This window comes from Novosphingobium ginsenosidimutans (genome assembly GCF_007954425.1).
Lineage (GTDB): Bacteria > Pseudomonadota > Alphaproteobacteria > Sphingomonadales > Sphingomonadaceae > Novosphingobium > Novosphingobium ginsenosidimutans.
This window is the reverse complement of record NZ_CP042345.1, coordinates 339,841-359,463: the sequence shown is the minus strand read 5'-3', so window position 1 is coordinate 359,463 and position 19,623 is coordinate 339,841. Positions and strand designations below refer to the sequence as shown.

Annotated in this window: 16 protein-coding genes; 9 read left to right on the top strand and 7 right to left on the bottom strand. The window is 63.5% G+C overall.

Features of this window, described 5'->3' with window-relative positions; translation table 11 throughout:
• The first annotated feature begins 72 nt into the window (after positions 1–72).
• Positions 73–2,649, top strand: a complete 2,577-nt coding sequence (gene clpB, locus FRF71_RS01710; RefSeq protein ID WP_147088933.1) for an ATP-dependent chaperone ClpB — start codon at positions 73–75, stop codon at positions 2,647–2,649.
• Positions 2,650–2,728: 79 nt separating this feature from the next.
• On the opposite strand, the gene FRF71_RS01705 is transcribed toward clpB, so the two are convergent.
• Complete coding sequence (locus tag FRF71_RS01705) at positions 2,729–5,962, bottom strand: TonB-dependent receptor domain-containing protein (RefSeq protein ID WP_147088932.1); 3,234 nt, start codon at positions 5,960–5,962, stop codon at positions 2,729–2,731.
• Positions 5,963–6,271: 309 nt separating this feature from the next.
• Between FRF71_RS01705 and FRF71_RS01700 the strand changes: the two genes are divergently transcribed.
• From FRF71_RS01700 to FRF71_RS01665, 8 genes are all read left to right on the top strand, one after another.
• Positions 6,272–7,444, top strand: coding sequence for an acetyl-CoA C-acetyltransferase (locus FRF71_RS01700; RefSeq protein WP_147088931.1), 1,173 nt, complete (start codon positions 6,272–6,274; stop codon positions 7,442–7,444).
• A 21-nt stretch (positions 7,445–7,465) separates the two neighbouring features.
• Positions 7,466–8,248: an SDR family NAD(P)-dependent oxidoreductase gene (locus tag FRF71_RS01695; protein WP_147088930.1), complete on the top strand. Its 783-nt coding sequence runs from the start codon at positions 7,466–7,468 to the stop codon at positions 8,246–8,248.
• A 64-nt stretch (positions 8,249–8,312) separates the two neighbouring features.
• Positions 8,313–9,185: a crotonase/enoyl-CoA hydratase family protein gene (locus FRF71_RS01690; RefSeq protein WP_147088929.1), complete on the top strand. Its 873-nt coding sequence runs from the start codon at positions 8,313–8,315 to the stop codon at positions 9,183–9,185.
• On the top strand, positions 9,182–9,817 hold the full coding sequence (locus FRF71_RS01685; protein ID WP_147088928.1) for a TetR-type transcription factor C-terminal domain-containing protein: 636 nt from the start codon (positions 9,182–9,184) through the stop codon (positions 9,815–9,817). Before FRF71_RS01690 ends, FRF71_RS01685 begins: the two co-directional genes overlap by 4 nt.
• 13 nt (positions 9,818–9,830) lie before the next feature.
• Complete coding sequence (gene mtnP, locus FRF71_RS01680; protein WP_147088927.1) at positions 9,831–10,697, top strand: S-methyl-5'-thioadenosine phosphorylase; 867 nt, start codon at positions 9,831–9,833, stop codon at positions 10,695–10,697.
• Positions 10,694–11,326, top strand: a complete 633-nt coding sequence (gene maiA, locus FRF71_RS01675) for a maleylacetoacetate isomerase (RefSeq protein WP_147088926.1) — start codon at positions 10,694–10,696, stop codon at positions 11,324–11,326. The genes mtnP and maiA overlap by 4 nt, the downstream gene beginning before the upstream one ends.
• Before the next feature lie 43 nt (positions 11,327–11,369).
• Positions 11,370–11,846: a MarR family winged helix-turn-helix transcriptional regulator gene (locus FRF71_RS01670; RefSeq protein ID WP_147088925.1), complete on the top strand. Its 477-nt coding sequence runs from the start codon at positions 11,370–11,372 to the stop codon at positions 11,844–11,846.
• Entirely contained in the window at positions 11,843–12,850 is a 1,008-nt protein-coding gene (locus FRF71_RS01665) for a fumarylacetoacetate hydrolase family protein (protein WP_147088924.1), read from the top strand. Before FRF71_RS01670 ends, FRF71_RS01665 begins: the two co-directional genes overlap by 4 nt.
• A gap of 77 nt (positions 12,851–12,927) precedes the next feature.
• Here the strand turns inward: FRF71_RS01665 and FRF71_RS01660 are convergent, their stop codons facing one another.
• The 6 genes from FRF71_RS01660 to cpaB are packed head-to-tail and all read right to left on the bottom strand — an operon-like array spanning position 12,928 to position 19,591.
• The gene (locus FRF71_RS01660; RefSeq protein ID WP_147088923.1) at positions 12,928–13,947 is read right to left on the bottom strand and encodes a type II secretion system F family protein; all 1,020 of its coding nucleotides are present in this window, start codon (positions 13,945–13,947) and stop codon (positions 12,928–12,930) included.
• A 19-nt stretch (positions 13,948–13,966) separates the two neighbouring features.
• Positions 13,967–14,938 (bottom strand): type II secretion system F family protein, encoded by a 972-nt coding sequence (locus tag FRF71_RS01655; protein WP_147088922.1) that lies wholly within the window; start codon positions 14,936–14,938, stop codon positions 13,967–13,969.
• A gap of 51 nt (positions 14,939–14,989) precedes the next feature.
• Complete coding sequence (locus FRF71_RS01650; protein ID WP_147088921.1) at positions 14,990–16,270, bottom strand: P-loop NTPase family protein; 1,281 nt, start codon at positions 16,268–16,270, stop codon at positions 14,990–14,992.
• Between the two features lie 3 nt (positions 16,271–16,273).
• Positions 16,274–16,933, bottom strand: a complete 660-nt coding sequence (locus FRF71_RS01645) for a CpaD family pilus assembly protein (protein WP_337678493.1) — start codon at positions 16,931–16,933, stop codon at positions 16,274–16,276.
• An 8-nt stretch (positions 16,934–16,941) separates the two neighbouring features.
• On the bottom strand, positions 16,942–18,570 hold the full coding sequence (locus tag FRF71_RS01640) for a type II and III secretion system protein family protein (protein WP_238339352.1): 1,629 nt from the start codon (positions 18,568–18,570) through the stop codon (positions 16,942–16,944).
• Between the two features lies 1 nt (position 18,571).
• Positions 18,572–19,591 carry a Flp pilus assembly protein CpaB gene (cpaB, locus tag FRF71_RS01635; RefSeq protein ID WP_147088920.1) on the bottom strand — a complete coding sequence of 340 codons (1,020 nt, stop codon included), beginning with the start codon at positions 19,589–19,591 and terminating at the stop codon, positions 18,572–18,574.
• Positions 19,592–19,623 lie beyond the last annotated feature (32 nt).

Genomic DNA, 19,623 nt, shown 5'->3' with positions numbered 1-19,623 from the left:
TTTTCTCGTATCACCCTCTTGTGTTGCCGATAAGCAACACTACTTTCGGTGTCACAGGAGGGTGATACACCGATGAACCTCGAAAAATTTACCGACCGCGCCAAAGGCTTCCTGCAGTCCGCGCAGACCGTGGCGATCCGGCTAAACCATCAGCGGATCACGCCGGAACACATCCTGAAGGCGCTGCTCGAAGACAACGAAGGCATGGCTGCCGGTCTGATCCAGCGCGCGGGCGGCAATGTCGGCATAGCCCAGGCCAAGGTGGACGAAGCGCTGGGCAAGATCCCGGCCGTTTCGGGCAGCGGCGCGCAAGCGGCACCGGGGCTGGAAAATGATTCCGTCCGCCTGCTTGACGCCGCCGAACAGCTTTCGAGCAAGGCCGGGGACAGCTTCGTCTCGGTCCAACGGATGCTCCAGGCGCTCGCGCTGGGTACGACCAATCCGGCTGGGCAGGCGCTGAAGGCGGCCGGCGTTGATGCACAGAAGCTGGAGGTTGCGATTCAGGAGCTCACTGGCGGGCGCACTGCTGACAACGCCAGTGCCGAGAACGCCTATGACGCGATGAAGAAGTATGCCCGCGACCTGACCCAGGCCGCGCGCGACGGTAAGCTCGATCCCGTGATTGGCCGCGACGAGGAAATTCGGCGCACGATCCAGATTCTGGCCCGGCGGACCAAGAACAATCCCGCGCTGATCGGCGAGCCTGGAGTCGGCAAGACTGCGATTGCCGAGGGCCTTGCCTTGCGCATCGCCAATGGCGACGTGCCCGACAGCCTCAAGGATCGCCGACTGATGTCGCTCGACATGGGCAGCCTGATCGCGGGCGCCAAATACCGTGGCGAGTTCGAAGAACGTCTCAAAGCTGTGCTTGACGAGGTCAAGGGCGCCGAAGGCGAGATCATCCTGTTCATCGACGAGATGCACACCCTGATCGGGGCGGGCAAGGGCGAGGGGGCGATGGACGCCTCCAACCTGCTCAAGCCCGCGCTGGCCCGCGGCGAACTGCACTGCATCGGCGCGACCACGCTCGACGAGTATCAGAAGTACGTTGAGAAGGACCCTGCGCTGCAGCGGCGCTTCCAGCCGGTCTTTGTGGGCGAACCAACGGTCGAGGACACGATTTCGATCCTGCGCGGTCTCAAAGAAAAGTATGAGCTGCACCACGGCGTGCGGATCGCTGACAATGCGATCGTCGCCGCGGCAACGCTATCCAACCGCTACATTGCCGACCGCTTCCTGCCCGACAAGGCAATCGACCTGATGGACGAGGCGGCTTCCCGCATCCGCATGGAAGTGGAGAGCAAGCCCGAGGAAATCGAAGTGCTCGACCGGCGGATCATCCAGCTGAAGATCGAGGAACTGGCGCTCGCCAAGGAGAGCGACCAGCCTTCGAAGGATCGTCTTGCGGCACTGAAGGAAGAGCTGGCCAACCTTGAGCAGCAGTCCGCCGAGCTGACCACGCGCTGGCAGAACGAGCGCGACAAGATCGCTGCTGAAGGCAAGATCAAGGAGCAACTAGATCACGCCCGGCTCGAGTTGGAGCAGGCCCAGCGCAATGGTGACCTCGCGAAGGCGGGTGAGCTTTCGTACGGCCGCATCCCCGAGCTCGAAAAGCAGCTGGCCGATGCGCAGGGCGCTTCGGAAAACGCATTGCTGCGCGAAGAGGTGACCGCTGACGACATCGCCGCCGTGGTCAGCCGCTGGACCGGGATCCCGGTCGACCGGATGATGGAAGGCGAGCGCGAAAAGCTGCTCAAGATGGAAGAGGCAATCGGTCAGCGCGTGATCGGCCAGCAGGATGCGGTGGTCGCCGTGTCAAAGGCGGTGCGGCGTGCCCGCGCCGGGCTGCAGGACCCGAACCGGCCCTTGGGCTCGTTCCTGTTCCTGGGCCCCACGGGCGTCGGCAAGACCGAGCTGACCAAGGCACTCGCCGGGTTTCTGTTCGATGACGATACCGCAATGGTCCGCATCGACATGTCGGAGTTCATGGAGAAGCATTCGGTCGCCCGCCTGATCGGCGCGCCTCCGGGCTATGTCGGCTATGAGGAAGGCGGCGTGCTGACCGAAGCGGTGCGGCGCCGGCCCTACCAGGTCGTGCTGTTCGACGAGGTTGAGAAGGCCCACAGCGACGTGTTCAACGTCCTGCTGCAGGTGCTCGACGATGGCCGCCTGACCGATGGGCAGGGCCGCCAGGTCGATTTCACCAACACGCTGATCATCCTGACCAGCAACCTGGGCAGCCAGTATCTGGCGAACCTGGAAGACGGGCAGGACGTTGAAAGCGTCGAGCCGCAAGTGATGGAAGTCGTGCGCGGGCATTTCCGCCCCGAGTTCCTCAACCGGCTGGACGAGATCATCCTGTTCCACCGCCTGGGCGTGGAGCACATGGCGCCGATCGTCGAGATCCAGGTTGGCCGGGTGGCCAAGCTGCTGAAGGACCGCAAGATCGTGCTCGAGCTGACCGACGCCGCCAAGCGCTGGCTGGGCCGGGTCGGTTACGATCCGGTCTATGGCGCGCGGCCGTTGAAGCGGGCGGTGCAGCGCTATCTGCAGGACCCGCTGGCCGAGAAGCTGCTGGGCGGGGAGATCCCCGATGGCAGCACGGTCAAGATCGACGAGGGCGATGGCGCGCTGACGATCACGGTCTGATACAGCCAGCCACGGACACAAAGAAAGGGGGCCGGAACTTGCGTTCCGGCCCCCGATCTTTTGCCTTGCGGCCCGTGCCTTAGAAGTTGGCGCGGAAACCGGCGTAGAAGAACCGGCCGAAGGTTTCGTACGGGTCACCACCGGCAGTGCCCAGCAGGCCGAGCGGCGGCTTGCGGTCGGTGAAGTTGTCGACGCCCATGTAGAAGCTGTACTTCTTGTCGGCGGTTTCAAAGTTCACGCGGGCATTGTGGTAGATCACACCCGGGTAATAGACCTGCGGGAACTGATCGAGGTTCTGCGGGTCCAGGGTGGTCAGCGTGTTCGGCGTGCAGGTGCGGCCGGTGTAACCGGTCGAGCCGCTGGTCGGGCAGATCCCCTGGTAGGGGTTCTGGGCTTCCCAGGTACCGATGGTCTGCTTGCCGATGTAACGCAGGTTGTAGGACACATCGACCGGACCGAAGTCATAGTTGATGTTGAAGTTGGCCGCCCAGCTCGGGTCGCCCAGCTCGTCCTTGATGCGGTTCGGTTCCTGCGGGAACAGCGGGTTGGTGAAGTTTTCACGCTTCAGCACCCGGGTCGCGATCCCGCGCAGCGACAGACGGTGACCGTTGTCGAAGGTCTTGCGATACGACAGGTCGATGTCGATACCGTCGGCCTTCAGCGCCGCGAAGTTGATGCCGCCCGCGATCACGGCCGGATCCACGAACAGACCGGTCGAGGCATTGCGGTTGACGGTGGCGCAGTACGGGTTGGAGATCCCGCCAGCGGTGTCATAGCAGAGGTTTACGATCTGCTGGGCACCAAGGGCCGAAATCACGTTCTCAACCTTGATCCGATAGTAGTCGATCGTCAGGTTGAGGCCCGGGATGAACCGCGGTTCGATCACCACACCCAGGGTAAGGCTCTTGCCCTTTTCCGAGTTCAGGGTCGGGTTACCGCCCGAGAGGAATGGCGTGCTCGAGGTGAGCGCGGTGCAGTTCCGCCAGGGCGAACCAACCGCGCCGTTGAACGCGGTGGTGGCGCAAGCCGCGGCCGAAGCAGCATTGTGCACCGTCGGAACGCCGGCCGCGGCGCAGTTTGCAGCGCGGTTCGGGTTGCCGGTGATGTTGTTGCTGTCGCAGGGGTCGGCGATGAAGGCGAAGTTCTGCGAACCGGCCGCGAACAGGTCGCTCTGCGTCGGCGCGCGGACCGAAACCGCGTAAGCCGCACGGAAGCGGATGTCCTCGATCGGCGCCCAGATGCCGTCAACGTTCCACGCCCAGACAGTGCCGGCGCGGGTGTTGTAGTCCGACACGCGAGCAGCGCCGCGGACCGACAGTTCCTTGGCGAACGGCATGTCCTTCAGCAGCGGCACGTCGAGCTCACCGAAGGCTTCCTTCACGGTAACCTTGGGCGGAGTGAACGGCGCCAGAGCGTTCAGGAAGGTCGAACCGCTGGCGGTGAAATCGTCCCACACGCTCGAGGCAGTGTCTTCACGGTATTCGCCGCCCAGCACGAAGCCGATCGGGCCGCCAGGCAGTTCGAACAGCTGCGAGCTGTCACCCGAAACACTGGCCAGGAAGTTCAGCGATTCTGCGCGCTCGGTGCGGATGCCATCCGAATGGATGAAGTCCAGAGCGGCCTGGCTGGACTTGCCGAAACCAAACAGGTTGACGGGGACGCAGTCGGGACGAACGTTGGTGGTGGCGTTGATCGCGCAGATCACGCGCTGACCCGACGAATTGGTCGCAAAGTTCGAACCGCTGAAACCAGCCGGAGCCACGACCGCTTGAGTTGCCAGCAAGAAGCCGTCGTCATTGCCGGCCAGATCGAACAGCAGCAGGTTGTTCTTCGCAGCAACATCGGCTTCGAAGCGCCCGTAGTTGACGGAAACTTCGTAGTTCCAGTCATCGTTGAACGTGCCTTCAATCCCGCCGACGATGCGGAAGGTCTTGCGGTTGTGGTCTTCGCTACGACCACCAAAGTCGACGTTGAAGCGCGACATGGTGAAAACGCCGGTCGGCGAAAGGCAACGGCCGGTCGCCTGCAGCTGGGTCAGGTTCTGCGCCGATAGGAAGCCGTTGGAGCAGCTCAGTTCCGCACCACCGCCGAAGAAGCCCGGGATCGAGCCCTGGAAGAAGCTCGGCTGGCCTTCGCCAAAAGCATCGACATGGACATACTTGGCTTCGACATAGGGACGGAACGCATCGCTGATGTCATAGTGCGCAAGCAGGTTGAACGCGAAGCGCTGGGTGCCAGCGGCCATCACGCCGGTGTTGCGCAGGGTCGAGCCATTTCCGCCGATCTGGTTGCCTGAACCGACCGGAGCATAGGACAGCGTCGGGGTGTCGGCATAGAGCGTGCCATCGTTGGCAAAGCGCAGGTAGCGACGGGTCGGGCTAGTCGACGGATCAAGCGCGCCGATGGTGCCGGCATCCGAGATCGCCGCGTTGCGCACGCCGCAGACAAAGGCGTTGTCGTAGATGCCATCGGTACCGCCCGGTTCGCCGCCGGTCGGCTCAACGACCTGGAACTGGCAGCGGCCAGTGAGGGCACCGGTGATATCGTCACGCTGATAGAAGAACAGCGGTTCCGCCTTGGCATATTCGGCGGCGATGGCGATGTTGCCACGACCGTCGGCGAAGTTCTTGCCCCAGGTGCCCGAGACGAAGTAGTTGCCACGGTCGCCGCGCGACGAGATCGCGCCCTGACCGCGGAAGGCGAGGCCTTCGTAATTGCGCTTCAGCACGAAGTTCACAACCCCGGCAACGGCGTCCGAACCGTAAACGGCCGAGTTACCGCCGGTCACGATGTCAACGCGCTCAAGCAGGTCAACCGGGATGGTGTTCACGTCAACCAGGTAGTCACCCGGCGAGGCTGTGATGTGGCGCTTGCCGTTGACCAGCACCAGGGTGCGGGGCGTGCCGAGACCACGAAGGTCAAGGATGTTGAGGCCGGCGGTGCCGATGAAGCGCGACGAGTTGCCAGCGCTGAAGGTCGAACGCAGCGAAGGAAGGTCGTTCAGTGCATCACCCAGCGAGACGTCGCCGGTTTCGGTGAGTTCACCGACCGAGACCGAGGTCAGGGGAACGGGCGAGCTGAGCGTCGGGCGAGCGATACGCGAGCCGGTAACGACGATCTGACCGCCTTCTTCCGAATCGCAGACGCCGTTGGCGTTTTCATCGGCGCATTCGGCGGTCTGGCTGGCCTGCGGCGCAGCATCCTGCGCGAAGGCCGGCGTAGCGACACTTGCCACACCCAGCATAGCAACCGCGATGGCGGCGCTTTCCAGGCTGGTCGCGCGGTAAAGCGCGGACTTGCTGAAGAACTTCATGTGTTAGCCCCTTGATCATGACCCGGCACAATAACCGGATCGGCGCGAAGTCAGGTGCCCTTTGGAGAGGGAATCACCCTTCTGGTCCCCTGCGGGACCGGATGGGGCTTCCTGAAATAACCGGTACTGCGATGCAATTTGGAATTAAGGTCAGGTACAGGTTTCGGTCGTGCTGTTGTCATTTTACAACAGGCACAAGCAACCTGCGGTCCGCAGGAAACGATTCATCGCGCGATGCACGCTTGACGCTCCGCCGGGGTCACCTTAATCGATCGATTAAACACGTTTCGCAGGAAAGGAATCGGTTCGATGGCTACCGCCTATATCGTAGATGCAGTCCGCACCGCCGGCGGCCGCCGCGGCGGACGCTTGGCCGGAGTTCACCCGGTCGATCTTGCCGCCGCCACGCTTGATGCGCTGGTTGCGCGCACCGGGATTGATCCGAACGCGGTTGACGATGTCGTGATGGGCTGCGTTAGCCAGGGCGGCCAGCAGGCCGGGCAGGTCGGCCGCAATGCTGTGCTCGCCTCGAAGCTGTTGCCGCAATCGACCCCGGCGGTGACGATTGACCGCCAGTGCGGTTCCTCGCAGCAGGCGATCCAGTTTGCGGCGCAAGCAGTGATGAGCGGCACCCAGGACGTGGTGATCGCCGCCGGCATCGAAAGCATGACCCGCGTGCCGATGGGCTCCACCGCGATCTTCCACATGAAGGAGGGCCTGGGGAACTACAAGTCGCCCGGTCTGGAAGAGAAGTATCCCGGCGTTTCCTGGTCGCAGTTCATGGGCGCCGAGATGATCGTCAAGAAGCACGGCTTCACCAAGGACCAGCTCGACCAGTTCGCGCTTACCAGCCACCTGCGCGCCAAGGCTGCAACCGAGGCCGGGGCCTTCAAGAACGAGATCGTGCCGATCGAGATCGAAACCCCCGAAGGCAAGCAGTGGCACACCATTGACGAAGGCATCCGCATGGACGCCACGCTGGAAGGCATCGCCGGGGTCAAGCTGCTGCAGGAAGGCGGCGCACTGACCGCCGCGACCTCCAGCCAGATCTGCGATGGCGCTTCGGCTGCACTCGTCGTCTCGGAAGAAGCGCTCAAGCGCTACAACCTGACCCCGCTGGCCCGGATCCACACCCTGACCGTGACCGCCGGCGATCCGGTGATTATGCTGGAAGAACCGCTGTTCGCGACTGACAAGGCGCTGGCCAAGGCTGGTTTGAAGATCGGCGACATCGACCTTTACGAAGTCAACGAAGCCTTCGCCTCGGTGCCGATGGCCTGGCTCAAGCATACCGGCGCCGATCCGGACAAGCTCAACGTCAATGGCGGCGCGATTGCGCTGGGCCACCCGCTCGGCGCTTCGGGCACCAAGCTGATGTCGACGCTGCTCAACGCGCTCAAGGCGCGCGGCGGCAAGTATGGTCTGCAGACAATGTGCGAAGGCGGCGGCGTCGCCAACGTAACGATTGTGGAAATGGTTTAAGCTTCAAGGGAGCAATCTGAAATGAAACTCGACAACACTGTTGCCGCGGTCGTTACCGGCGGTGCTTCGGGCCTTGGTGCTGCCACCGCCCGGGCGCTGGCCGCCAAGGGCGTCAAGGTCGCGATCTTCGACCTGCAGGAAGAGAAGGGCAAGGCTATCGCCGACGAGATCGGCGGCGTGTTCTGCGAATGCAACGTGACCGACGATGCCTCGGTCGATGCCGCCTTCGCCAAGGCCCGTGAAGCCCATGGGCAGGAGCGGATCCTGGTCAACTGCGCCGGCACCGGCAATGCGATCAAAACTGCCAGCCGCAGCAAGGAAGATGGCAGCATCAAGCACTTCCCGATGGATGCCTTCAACTGGATCATCCAGATCAACCTGGTCGGTACCTTCCGCTGCATCGCCAAGTCGGCGGCCGGCATGATGACGCTGGAGCCGCAGGAAGACGGTGATCGCGGCGCGATCGTCAACACCGCTTCGGTCGCGGCTGAAGACGGCCAGATGGGCCAGGCGGCCTATTCGGCCTCGAAGGGCGGCGTGGTTGGCATGACCCTGCCGATTGCTCGCGACCTTGCGAGCGAGAAGATCCGCGTCAACACCATCCTGCCGGGCATCTTCGATACCCCGCTGCTGGCCGGTGCGCCGCAGAACGTGCGCGACGCGCTGGGCGCCTCGGTGCTTAACCCCAAGCGCCTGGGCAACCCGGATGAATATGCCAATCTCGCCATGTGCATGATCGAGAACGGCTACTTCAATGGCGAGGATGTCCGGCTTGACGGCGGCATCCGCATGGCGCCCCGTTAAGCAACAGGAACCTGGCCGGGCGTCATAGGTTGACGTCCGGCCGCACCCTCCCCGGGAGAGAGACATGGGCTATTCGCAGATTGACCTTCATATTGGCGAAGGCATCGCCACCCTGACGCTCAACCGGCCGGAGAAGATGAATGCCTTCACCCGCACGATGATGGACGAGATCATCGATGCGATGGACCGCACCGACGCCGATGATTCGGTCCGGGCGGTGATCTTTACCGGGGCAGGCGACCGTGCCTTTTGCGCCGGGGCTGACCTGACGCCCGATGATGGCCGCGCGGTCTTTTCGGACTCGACGCCGGTCGAGGACCTGTCCGATCCGCGCGTCCGCGATGGTGGCGGGCTGCTGACGCTCCGCCTGTTTCAATCGAAGAAGCCGCTGATCTCGGCCTGCAACGGCGCGGCGGTGGGTGTAGGCGTGACCATGCAGCTGCCGATGGATATCCGCCTCGCCAGCGACAACGCCCGCTATGGCTTTGTCTTCGCGCGGCGCGGGATCGTGCCCGAAGCGTGCTCCAGCTGGTTCCTGCCGAAAATCGTCGGGATCAATCAGGCGCTCGAATGGTGCATGACTGGCCGGATTTTCGGTGCCGAGGAAGCGCTCAAGGGCGGACTGGTCCGCTCCGTCCACGCGCCGGGCGAATTGATTGATGCAGCGCGCGGCCTGGCGCGTGAAATTGCCGACAACACCTCAGCCGTTTCGGTCGCGATGACCCGCGCCATGCTCTGGCGGATCCCTTCGGGCGCGCACCCGATGGAGGCGCACAAGGTCGATAGCCGGGCGATCTACCGCCTGTCGAAGGGGGCCGATGCGAAGGAAGGTGTGCAAAGCTTCCTCGAAAAGCGCCCGCCCGCCTTTCCGCTACGGGTTTCGAGCGATATGCCAGACTTCTATCCTTGGTGGGGAGAGGAGCCGCCCTTCGCATGAGCCAGCTGGCTGTTGATCAGAACGAAGCCCCCGAGGGCGCACGCGAACTGCTGCTGCACACCGCTTCGACGATCATGCGCGAAGGCGATATCGTCGATATCTCGCTGTCCGAACTGTCGCTGCGCTCAGGGCTCAACTCGGCGTTGGTGAAGTATTATTTCGGCAACAAGGCCGGATTGATGAAGGCCCTGCTTGATCGCGACATGCAGGGGATCGTCCACGCGGTCGACGCGTTGATGTCGAAGGAGTGGGATCCCGAAGCACGGCTGCGCCATCACATCGGCAAGATGGTCGAAACCTATTACGAGACGCCTTACCTCAACCGCCTGCTGATGCGGCTAGTGCGCGAAAGCGATCCCGAAGAAGCGCACCGGATCGCCGATTCCTATCTCAGCCCATTGAGCCGCGCCTATGATCGGCTGATCAAGGACGGGGTCAAGCAAGGCGTTTTCCGCAAGGTCGATCCCCAGCTGTTCTACTTCACGGCGACCGGAGCCTGCGACCGGTTCTTCTCCTCGCGCCTGGTACTGAAGCACTGCTATGATACCGAGGCGCTAACCGCGGAACTGCGCGATCGCTATCGCGAACACTGCATCGATTTCATCATGGCGGGGATCCTCGCGCACAACTGAGCTGAGGATTGGCATGAGTGAGTGGCATATCGGCGTGATCGGCGGCTCGGGCCTGGCCGGTGGCGTCGGGCTTGAGAACGCCCAGGAAATCGCAGTCGAAAGCCCATTCGGTGAACCGTCTTCGGCGGTAACTACCGGCACACTCGCAGGCGTTCGCGTTACCTTTCTGCCGCGCCACGGGATTGGCCATGCCATTCCACCGGCTTCGGTCAATTTTCGTGCCAATATCGACGTGCTGAAGCGCTGCGGGGTAACTGATGTCATCGCGCTTTCGGCCATCGGTTCGCTGCGCGCGGACATGGCACCGGGGCAGATGGTGGTGGTCAATCAGTTCCTTGATCGCACCGTCAGCCGTCCGGCCAGCTTCTTCGGTCCTGGCCTGGTTGCCCATGTCAGCTTGGCCGATCCGGTTTGCCCGCGGCTGTCAGAGGGACTGGCCGATGCCGTTGCGGCTGAGGGTGCTGTTGTCCATCGCGGCGGCACCTATGTAGCGATCGAAGGCCCGCAGTTTTCGACCCGCGCAGAAAGCCTGCTCTATCGCAAGTGGGGCGGGGACGTGATTGGCATGACCGCAATGCCCGAAGCTCGCCTCGCCCGCGAGGCAGAGCTGCCCTATGCTCTGCTTGGCATGGTGACCGACTATGACGCCTGGCGAACCCACGAGGCTGGGGTCGAGGCTGGCGATGTGCTGGCGGTGATGCAGGCCAATGCTGCGCTGGCCGGCCAGGTGCTGCGCCGCTTCCTTGCCAGCCTGCCCGAGACGCGGCCCGCTAGCCCGATTGACCGCGCGCTCGATCATGCGATCATGACCGCCAAGGCCCAGCGCGACCCGATGCTAGTCGCCAAACTGGGCGCCGTTGCCGGAAGGGTGCTGGGATGAGCGAGCTGGTCCTGTACGATTACTGGCGCTCCTCTGCTGCCTACCGCGTGCGGATCGCGATGAACTTGAAGGGTCTGTCCTGGACCTCGCACACGGTCGATCTGGCGGCGGGTGAGCAAAGCGGGGCAGAGCACATCGCCCGCAATCCCCTTGGGCTGGTGCCGGTGCTTGAGGTGGATGGCGAGGCGATTGCCCAGTCGCTGGCGATCATCGATTATCTCGATGCCCGCTGGCCCGAACCGCGTCTCTTGCCGGCCGACCCGATGGCCCGCGCCCATGTCCTCGGCCGGGCGATGACGATCATTTCGGAAGTACACCCTTTGCAGAATCTGCGGGTCCAGAACTTCCTGCGCGACGAACTTGGGGCGGATGTGGCGGGCGTTACCCGCTGGCTGCATCGTTGGCTGGGCGATGGCCTGGCCGCGCTTGAGGCCGATGCGCCCGAGCATGGGCTGTTCGGCGGCGATCGGCCCAACCTGATCGATATCTGCCTGGTCCCGCAGATGTACAGCGCTCGTCGATTTGCCGTCCCACTTGAGCGCTTGCCCAGGCTGGTGCGCATCGACGAGGCGCTCCGGGCGATCCCAGCAATCGCGGCTTCTGCCCCCGAAGCGGTGAAGCCGGCGTGACGGCGCTTGGCGCGGCAAACCGGTTGCACTAGAAACCGATTCGATGGCCAAAGACAGCTCACGCCTGGCGGATTTCCTGCCCTATCTGATGTCGGTCACCACCAACGCGGTGAGTGACATGATCGCGGGCGAATATCGCGCCCGCTTTGGCCTCAAGATCCCTGAATGGCGGGTCATGGCGGTGCTGGGCGATGCCGGGGCCCAGACCCAGCGCAGCCTGGTTGGTGCGACCCGGATGGACAAGGTCGCAGTCAACCGCGCCTGCAAGGTGCTGGAGGATCGCGGCCTCGTGGCGCGCAGCCCGAATGCGGATGATGGCCGCTCCCACCACATCGAGCTGACCGCCGCCGGCAAGGCGATGCACGGCGAGATCATGCCGCTGGCGCTTGATATGGAGCGGCGGCTGTTCGCATCGCTTTCGGCCGCCGAACTGAAAGATTTCAAGGTGCTGCTGGCGCGGATCACCAACCGGGTGGCCGAACTCGAAGGCGCCGATCCAACCAAGGAATTGTCCCGATGAAATTCGCCACCCTTCCCGGAGGGCGCGACGGGCGCCTCGCCGTGGTCAGCACCGATCTGGCCTGGTACGCAGATGCATCGCACCTAGTGCCGACGCTGCAAGCGCTACTTGATGACTGGGATCGGCATTTTCCGGTGCTCCAGGCCCTGGCGACCGAGCTGGAACATGGCGCGATCCCGCGCGAACGGTTCCATGAACGCGAGGCGCTGGCCCCCTTGCCGCGCGCCTATCAGTGGGCTGACGGTTCGGCCTACGTCAATCACGTCGAACTTGTCCGCAAGGCGCGCGGGGCCGAACTGCCCGAGAGCTTCTGGCACGATCCGCTGATGTACCAGGGCGGCAGCGACGATCTGCGCGGTGCCCGGGCTCCCATCATTCTGGCCGACGAGGGCTGGGGCTGCGATATGGAAGCCGAGATCTGCGTCGTGACCGGCGACGTGTCGCAGGGTGTCTCGCCTGCGGCGGCGCTCGATCACATCCGGCTGGTCGGCTTGGTCAACGACGTTTCCTTGCGCAATCTGATCCCGGACGAGCTGGCCAAGGGCTTTGGCTTCGTCCAGTCGAAACCCGCCAGCCATTTCTCCCCGGTCTTCGTGACGCCTGATGAACTGGGCGATGCCTGGACCGGCGGCCGGCTCAATCTGGTGCTGCGGGTCGACCTGAACGGCGAGGCCTTTGGCCGGGCCGAGGCGGGTGAGGAATGCACTTTCGATTTCGGCACGCTGATCGCACACCTCGCCAAAACCCGGCGGGTCATGGCCGGATCGATCATCGGTTCAGGGACGGTCTCCAACCGCGATCCCGATGGTTCGCCCGGTCGCCCGTGCAAGGATGGCGGGCGCGGCTATTCCTGCATCGCCGAACAGCGGATGATCGAAACGATTGCCTCTGGCAAGCCGGCCACGCCGTTCCTGCGCTATGGCGACAGCGTGCGGATCGAGATGCGCGACCGCGCCGGCCACTCGATCTTCGGCGCGATCGATCACACTGTGGTCAAGCCCTAGACCCTAAAACGAAACCGGGCCGGAACTCCTTTCGGAGAACCGGCCCGGAACGGGTACCCCACCCTTGAGTGGAAGTTCTAGCCGCCGCCCTTGACTGGGCCGTTGCTCGAGAAGGCGTCGGCGATCGAGCAGGCTGCCGGGCCAAGAATGACGACGAACAGCACCGGCAGAATGAACAGGATCAGCGGTACGGTCATGATCGCCGGCAGACGCGCCGCCTTTTCTTCGGCCCGCATCATGCGTTCATTGCGGAATTCGGCCGAAAGCACGCGCAGCGCCGAGGCCAGCGGCGTACCATAGCGTTCGGTCTGGACCATGGTGGTGGTCACACCCTTGACCGCCTCCAGGTTCACACGCCAGGCGAGGTTTTCGAAAGCCTGGCGGCGCTCGCTGAGGAACGACAGTTCGATCGCGGTGAGGGCGAACTCGTCCCCCAGTTCCGGATAGGCGCGGCCCAGTTCGCGCGCCACGCGGTTGAACGCAGCGTCGACGGTCAGACCGGCTTCGGCGCAGATCACCAGCAAATCGAGCGCATCGGGCAGGCCCTTGCGGATCGCGTCGGTGCGCTTTGAGATCAGGTTGCCGATGTAAAGCTCGGGACCCTTGTAGCCCAGACCAACCGCCGCAGCGAAGGCCATCAGCTTCTTCATCCCGCCCCATTCGGGGAAGACGTTCATGCCATAGATCGCGATCCCGGCTATACCGCCCAGCACGATCGGCAGGACCATGCGCGCAAAGATCACGACAATGCCGAGTTCCTTCTTGCGGATCCCGGCCTGGGCCAGTTTCTGCTGGATGGCCTCGACCTGGCTCTGCTGCAGCACCTTCAGTGCCGACAGCGTGTCCTTCATCTTGTCGGCCGTCTCGTTCTTGCGGACGAGCGAGGCGCGCTTCTTGGCGGTCTGAGTAATGATGCCGCTCTTCAGCTGGTCGCGCCGCTCGTTGAGCGACTTGACCCGCTTTGCCATTGGATCGCGGATCGTCACAGCCGTGTAGATCGCGAACAGCACCGCCGTGGCTGCAAGGCCGGCCAGGATCGAGCCGACCCAGATTACGTCGACGCCGAGCAGCGTGGGACCGGGAGGTGTATTCAACATGTCCTGTTCCTGTCCCTGCTCAGATTTCGAAGCTGACCATCTTGGCCATGATGAAGGCCCCGATCGACATCCAGGTAAGGCCGCCCAAACCGGTCACGATCAGGCGATCGTCGGTCCAGAAGCCGGCGAGATACTTCGGGTTGATCATGTAGATCATGATGAAGACGATGAACGGCAGTGCGCCCACGATATAGGCCGAGGCTTTGGATTCTGAGCTCATCGCCTTGATTTTGAGCTTCATCTGGGCGCGTTTGCGCAGCACGTCGGCCAGGTTCGAAAGCGTTTCGGCCAGATTGCCGCCGGTTTCCCGCTGGATCGCCAGCGTGATGCAGAAGAAGCTGAATTCAGGAGTGTTCAGGCGGTCGGCGGTTTCCTGGAGGGCGTCTTCCATGGTCTTGCCGATCTTGATCCGTTCGGTCACCAGCTTGAATTCCTCGCCCACCGGACCCGGAACTTCGGTCGAAACCACGCCCAGCGTTTCGGTCACCGGCAGGCCCGAGCGCAGGCCGCGAACCAGCAGCTCGATCGCGTCTGGGAACTTGGCGGTAAAGGCGTTGGTGCGCCGGCCGATGAAGAAGCTGACCACGAAGTGCGGCAGGCCGGCACCGACCACCAGGCCAATGCCCAGCGACAGCGCGGCAGCACCCGTCTTGATGAACAGCAACAGCGCCACGACCAGGGCGAGGCCGCCCGAGGCGTAGACATACTGACTCAGTGTCCAGCCCTTGCCGGTGCGGTGGAGCCGCATCATGAGCGCCGCGACACGACTTTCCGAACCTGCGATCTGGTGCAGTTTGGGCTTGCGCGCAGCCACAGCTTTCTTGAGCTGCGCCTCAACCTTGTCGACCGTGCTGTCCGAGTGGCGATAGCGCAGCCCCTGGAGCCGGCGCGATGCTTCCTTCGCCGGCGAAGGTCCGGCAAAGCCCATATAGCCCAGCACCATGAATGCCATCATGCCCACGGCGATCAGCAGCAGTTGGGTGATGTCCATTGACTGATCAGGCCTTCTTCAAAAAGGGATGATACGGGTTCCGGGCCAGGCTTAGGCCCGGGCCGGTTCCGTGGCGGTCTTCTTGGGCAGCAGCGCCTTGAGATCGAACTTGCCAAGCAGCGACGACTTGGGCTTGATCGCATCGTCGACAGCTTCGCCATCACCCACGCCGTGGACCGACTTGGCGATCTCGCGGATCACGCTGCCGGCCTTGGTCGAGCGGTTGGCATCGGCAAAGGTCTGTCCCAGCTTGGCGGCATTGGCCGCAGCCTTGGCGTCATAGGGAATGGTGAAGCCGATCTTGCGCTCGATCGAGGCCTCGAAATCGGCCTTGCTGATCTCGCCCGTGCCGGGCAGCACCTTGTTGGCCACGACGATCGTTTGCACGTGCGGTGCGTTACTTTTCATCCAGGACAGGACGCGGATCGCGTCGCGCGCCCCTGCCAGGGTCATTTCCGTGACCAGCAGCACGACGTTCACGTCGTTCAGCAGGTGCGGGAAGTTGATCAGCATGTTGCGCGGCAGGTCGATCACCGTCATCTCGAAAGCCTGCCGGAATTCTTCCTGCAGCTGGATGAAGGCGGCACCGTCAGTCATCAGCGGCGAGTTGATCGGCGCTTCGGCCGAAAGGATCGCCAGATGATCGTTGGCGCGGATCATCGCGCGTTCGATAAACAGGCCGTCGATGCGGCTGGGGTTTTCGATCGCATCGGTCAGACCGCGGCCCGGTTCGAGGTCGAGTGCCAGGGCACCGGTGCCGAAATGGATATCCAGATCGAGCAGCGCGGTCGGCTGCTTTTCATCACCGCTGAAGAGCCAGGCGAGCGAAGTCGCGATGGTTGAGGCGCCGACGCCGCCGCGGGTGCCGAGCACGGCGACCGAGACATGCTTCTTGGCCGCAGCCGGATCATGCGCCTTGGGCGTGGCAAAGACCGTCTGAGCATTGATCAGCGCATCGCGGACCTGACCGGGCGAGAGCGGTTTCAGAAGGTAATCCTGAATCCCGCTGCCAAGCAGGTCGCGATAGAGGCGCACGTCGTTGACCTGGCCAATCGCGATCACCACCGTGCCGGGTTCGCAGACCTCGGCCAGGGCGTTGATATCGCTCAACGGGTCGCCGCTTTCCGACAGGTCGACCATCAGGATGTTCGGGCTGGCCGAGATAGACAGCGACTGGACCGCGTTGCGCAGGCCACCCTTGTTGCACTTCTCGGGCTGCCAGCCCATCTCGATCACGACCGGACGCAGGACATCAAGCGCGGCATCGTCGCAGATATAGGCACTGAAGGCGTCACGATTGCCGGACGCGCCGGGCTTCCAGGGAGCATTCATGGCTTACTGGCCTTTCTTCTGGGTATTATTTTCCTTGAGGCCGTCTTCGCCCGTGGGCTTGGCGTCTCGATAGGATTCAATGGCCTTGTTGCTGCTCATCACGACAGTGCGGCCGGTCGTGTTGGCGCCTTTCAACAGATGCTCAGGATCAGCCACCATCGCCGCCAGGTTGGCATTCGAGGCGCAGCCATAGTTGGTGCTGGTGGCGTTCTTGAAGTTTGTGTCCGACTTGGCCGACCAGTCCGGGCAACCCGGAACCGTAGCCGAAGCTCGGGTCACGATCACCCGCGCAGTGCCTGCGCTGACAGCGCCAGGGGTAACCGGTGCCGTATCGCCGACCAGCAGGCCAAAGCGTCCGGCTACAGCTTCCACGGCTGCGCGGGTCGCACCGCTGGACAGCGGATCGTCGATCGAGATCCGGTCACCGTAACGCAGGTCCATCGCTTCGAACCAGCCAGCCAGTCGGCGGGATTCGGGGAGCGAGAGGCCACCCGGATTGGTCGTCACGTCAAACGTGTAATTGGTGCGGCTGACAACCGGCTGGTGGACACTTTCCAGCTGGGTGTTCTGGGCCATGCCACCACAGCCGGCAAGCATGGTGCTCAGCGAGAGAGCGATGGCGGCGCCAAGCGCCTTGCGGTTCTGGTTGCTACGCATGGTCATCACCTCTCTCAGTTCATGCTGAAGCCGGGCGCGGCGGCTTCGGCAGCAGCAGTGCGCGACTTCTTCTTCGAACGCTTGTCATCCACCGGAACAGCAGCCGGCGGCGTATCGAGTTCACCCACCTTGGGGGCAGGCGCGCCGTCCGGGGCGGCAGTCGGCACCGGGCGGGTACCGCCCGACTTGCCGTTGTTTTCCATGTTCCCGAACACCCGCTGGATGTCGGTAGGGTTCTGGTAGCCGTCGGTCGGCAGCTTGATGTCGTTGGCATCGACCGGGTTGACCAGATAAGGGGTCACCACGATCACCAGTTCGGTCTCGCCGCGCTGGAAATTGGTTGAACGGAACAGCGAACCCAGGATCGGCAGGTCGCCGGCGCCGGGCATCTTCTTCACGGTGTTCTGGGCATTGTTGCCCATCAGTCCGGCGATCATGAAGCTTTGGCCGGAACCCAGCTCGATCGTGGTTTCAGCACGGCGCACGGTCAGCGCAGGGACGTTGAAGCCGTTGAGCTGGATTGAGCCCTGGCTCGACAGTTCCGACACTTCCGGGCGGACCCGCAGCGAGATCCGGCCATTGGCCAGGACCGTAGGAGTATAGGCCAGGCTGACACCGAAGCGCTTGTATTCGACCGAGGTCGAACCCAGGCCCTGGCTGATCGGGATCGGATATTCGCCCCCTGCCAGGAAGTCGGCCGTTTCGCCTGATAGCGCAGTCAGGTTGGGTTCTGACAGGCTGGTGACGAGGCCAAGGGTTTCACCCAGGTCCAGCGCGCCCAGCACGTCCATGCCAAACAGGCGACCAGCGGCAGCAATGGTGGTGCCGTTCGCAGCCTGGTTGACGATGTTATAGCCATCGCCCTTGTAGTTGTTGCCCACGGCCAAGGGACCCATCGGCTGGCGCAGCCCGGTCACCGGATCGACGAACGAAGGGGCTACCTGCTTGAACGCAGGGCCTTGGCCGATGCCGAACTTGAACCCGCCCGAATCGTCGACCGAGGTCAGGCTGGCGCCGATCTGCTTGACCAGCGAGCGGCTGACTTCGGCAAATTTGACGCGCAGGTTGACCTGCAGCGGCGTCGCGGTCTTCAGCCGGGTGATGACATTGGCTTCCTTGCCGACAAAGGCTTCGACCAGCCGCTTGGCTTCCGAGGCGTCTTCGGGCGAGGCAATTGTGCCGGTCAGCAGGAAGGTGTTGGTCCCCATCGTCGAGACGGCCACCTTGGCATCGGGCATGGCCATCCGCAGCATCTGGTCGACGCTGTCGATGTTCGAGCCGACGCGGACATTGGCTGACCAGATGACGTCGCCGGCAGCGTTGCTGGCATAGACGGTGGTTTCACCACCGGCCTTGCCGAAGACATAGAGCTGGCGCTGCGACTTCACCTGGACATCGGCAACCGAGTCATTGGCGACGAACACATCGGCCATGTTGCCGCCGATGGTGACCAACTGACCCTTGCCAATCGACAGCACGACATCGTTTGCCGGGCGGGTCATTGACTGGGCATGGGCTGCCGGAGCGGAAGCCAGGGCCAGCGGGGCCAGCATGCAGCTGGCGCTCAGCAGGGTGGTAACAAGGCGCTTCATCGGATTGCCTTTCTTCAGGGCGGTCGCGGCGTGGTTGGCGTTACGGATCATCTCAGCGCCTCCCGACCTGTTCGACAGAGGTGTTCTTGCCGCGGGTCACCCGGACCACCGGGCCCTGCGGAGCAGCAGCAATGACCGAGGCACCAGCGGACGAGGGGGCAGAAGCGGCGACCGCACGCGGCGCGATCGACGCCGGGGCGAGGGTGCGGCGCTGGAAGCGCGAGACGTCACCACCGGTCACGAAAGAGGTCGCGCCGTCGATCGGGCGGTTCATCGCCTGGCCGAGCAGCTTCTCTTCCTGTTCCTTGGTCGCGCCGGCCGGCACCTTTACAGTGCCGCTGGCGATCGCCTGATCGAGCTCAGTCTGGTTGTCGGCCAGGCTGCGCAGCGCCAGGCTGATCGTGCCGATGGTCTGCGCAACGGCAACCTTCTCGGCAATTTTCGGCGTCACTTCGACCGTGATCGAGCGGAACCCGCGGACGACAGTCTTGCCTTCGACGATTTCGGTTTCGGTTGACTGGTCTGTGGCAAGAACGCGAACGTTGCGGAGGATGGTTTCGGCGGCCTTGAGGGCTCCGCTGCTGCCACCGTCATCGCCGCGAACTGTCTGGGTCAGCACCAGGTCGACGTGGTCACCCGGGAAAACGAAGCCAGCCACGCCGGTCTTCTGGGAGACCGGGATCGTCACGGCGCGCATGCCCGGGCCAAGCGCCGCAGCCAGGAAACCGCGGTCGCCAGGCGAGACAAGCGCACCCTGGGTCACCGGCTGACCGGCGGTCACAGGATAGCGGACCACGGTGCCAAGCAGCTTGTTCATGTCGGCTTCGCCGTCGATGAAATAGGCGTCCTGCACCATTTCTTTTGGCCAGGCTTGGAACGAGATCGAATCCGCCGTGATGATCGTGCCGACGGGGAGCGCACGCTGCGCGACTAGAACCTTCGGACCTTGCGGGACCTGCGCTGCCTCGGCCTGGGGGGCCGAGGCCCCGGCAAACAGGGTTCGGGCGGCCATGGCCGTGCCGATCGCAACGACCAGCGCGCCAAGCAGCAACATCAGCTTCTTCTTATCCATGGCTTTGCAAGCCCCCTAGAAAAACACCAAGA

Coding starts and splice junctions, on each gene's coding strand:
- FRF71_RS01650 (WP_147088921.1), bottom strand. CDS start 16,270: ATGAATGCTCCCTGGAAGCCCGGCGCGTCCGGCAATCGTGACGCCTTC.
- maiA (WP_147088926.1), top strand. CDS start 10,694: ATGAGCGAGCTGGTCCTGTACGATTACTGGCGCTCCTCTGCTGCCTAC.
- mtnP (WP_147088927.1), top strand. CDS start 9,831: ATGAGTGAGTGGCATATCGGCGTGATCGGCGGCTCGGGCCTGGCCGGT.
- cpaB (WP_147088920.1), bottom strand. CDS start 19,591: ATGGATAAGAAGAAGCTGATGTTGCTGCTTGGCGCGCTGGTCGTTGCG.
- FRF71_RS01670 (WP_147088925.1), top strand. CDS start 11,370: ATGGCCAAAGACAGCTCACGCCTGGCGGATTTCCTGCCCTATCTGATG.
- FRF71_RS01685 (WP_147088928.1), top strand. CDS start 9,182: ATGAGCCAGCTGGCTGTTGATCAGAACGAAGCCCCCGAGGGCGCACGC.
- FRF71_RS01665 (WP_147088924.1), top strand. CDS start 11,843: ATGAAATTCGCCACCCTTCCCGGAGGGCGCGACGGGCGCCTCGCCGTG.
- clpB (WP_147088933.1), top strand. CDS start 73: ATGAACCTCGAAAAATTTACCGACCGCGCCAAAGGCTTCCTGCAGTCC.
- FRF71_RS01690 (WP_147088929.1), top strand. CDS start 8,313: ATGGGCTATTCGCAGATTGACCTTCATATTGGCGAAGGCATCGCCACC.
- FRF71_RS01645 (WP_337678493.1), bottom strand. CDS start 16,933: ATGACCATGCGTAGCAACCAGAACCGCAAGGCGCTTGGCGCCGCCATC.
- FRF71_RS01640 (WP_238339352.1), bottom strand. CDS start 18,570: ATGATCCGTAACGCCAACCACGCCGCGACCGCCCTGAAGAAAGGCAAT.
- FRF71_RS01655 (WP_147088922.1), bottom strand. CDS start 14,938: ATGGACATCACCCAACTGCTGCTGATCGCCGTGGGCATGATGGCATTC.
- FRF71_RS01705 (WP_147088932.1), bottom strand. CDS start 5,962: ATGAAGTTCTTCAGCAAGTCCGCGCTTTACCGCGCGACCAGCCTGGAA.
- FRF71_RS01660 (WP_147088923.1), bottom strand. CDS start 13,947: ATGTTGAATACACCTCCCGGTCCCACGCTGCTCGGCGTCGACGTAATC.
- FRF71_RS01695 (WP_147088930.1), top strand. CDS start 7,466: ATGAAACTCGACAACACTGTTGCCGCGGTCGTTACCGGCGGTGCTTCG.
- FRF71_RS01700 (WP_147088931.1), top strand. CDS start 6,272: ATGGCTACCGCCTATATCGTAGATGCAGTCCGCACCGCCGGCGGCCGC.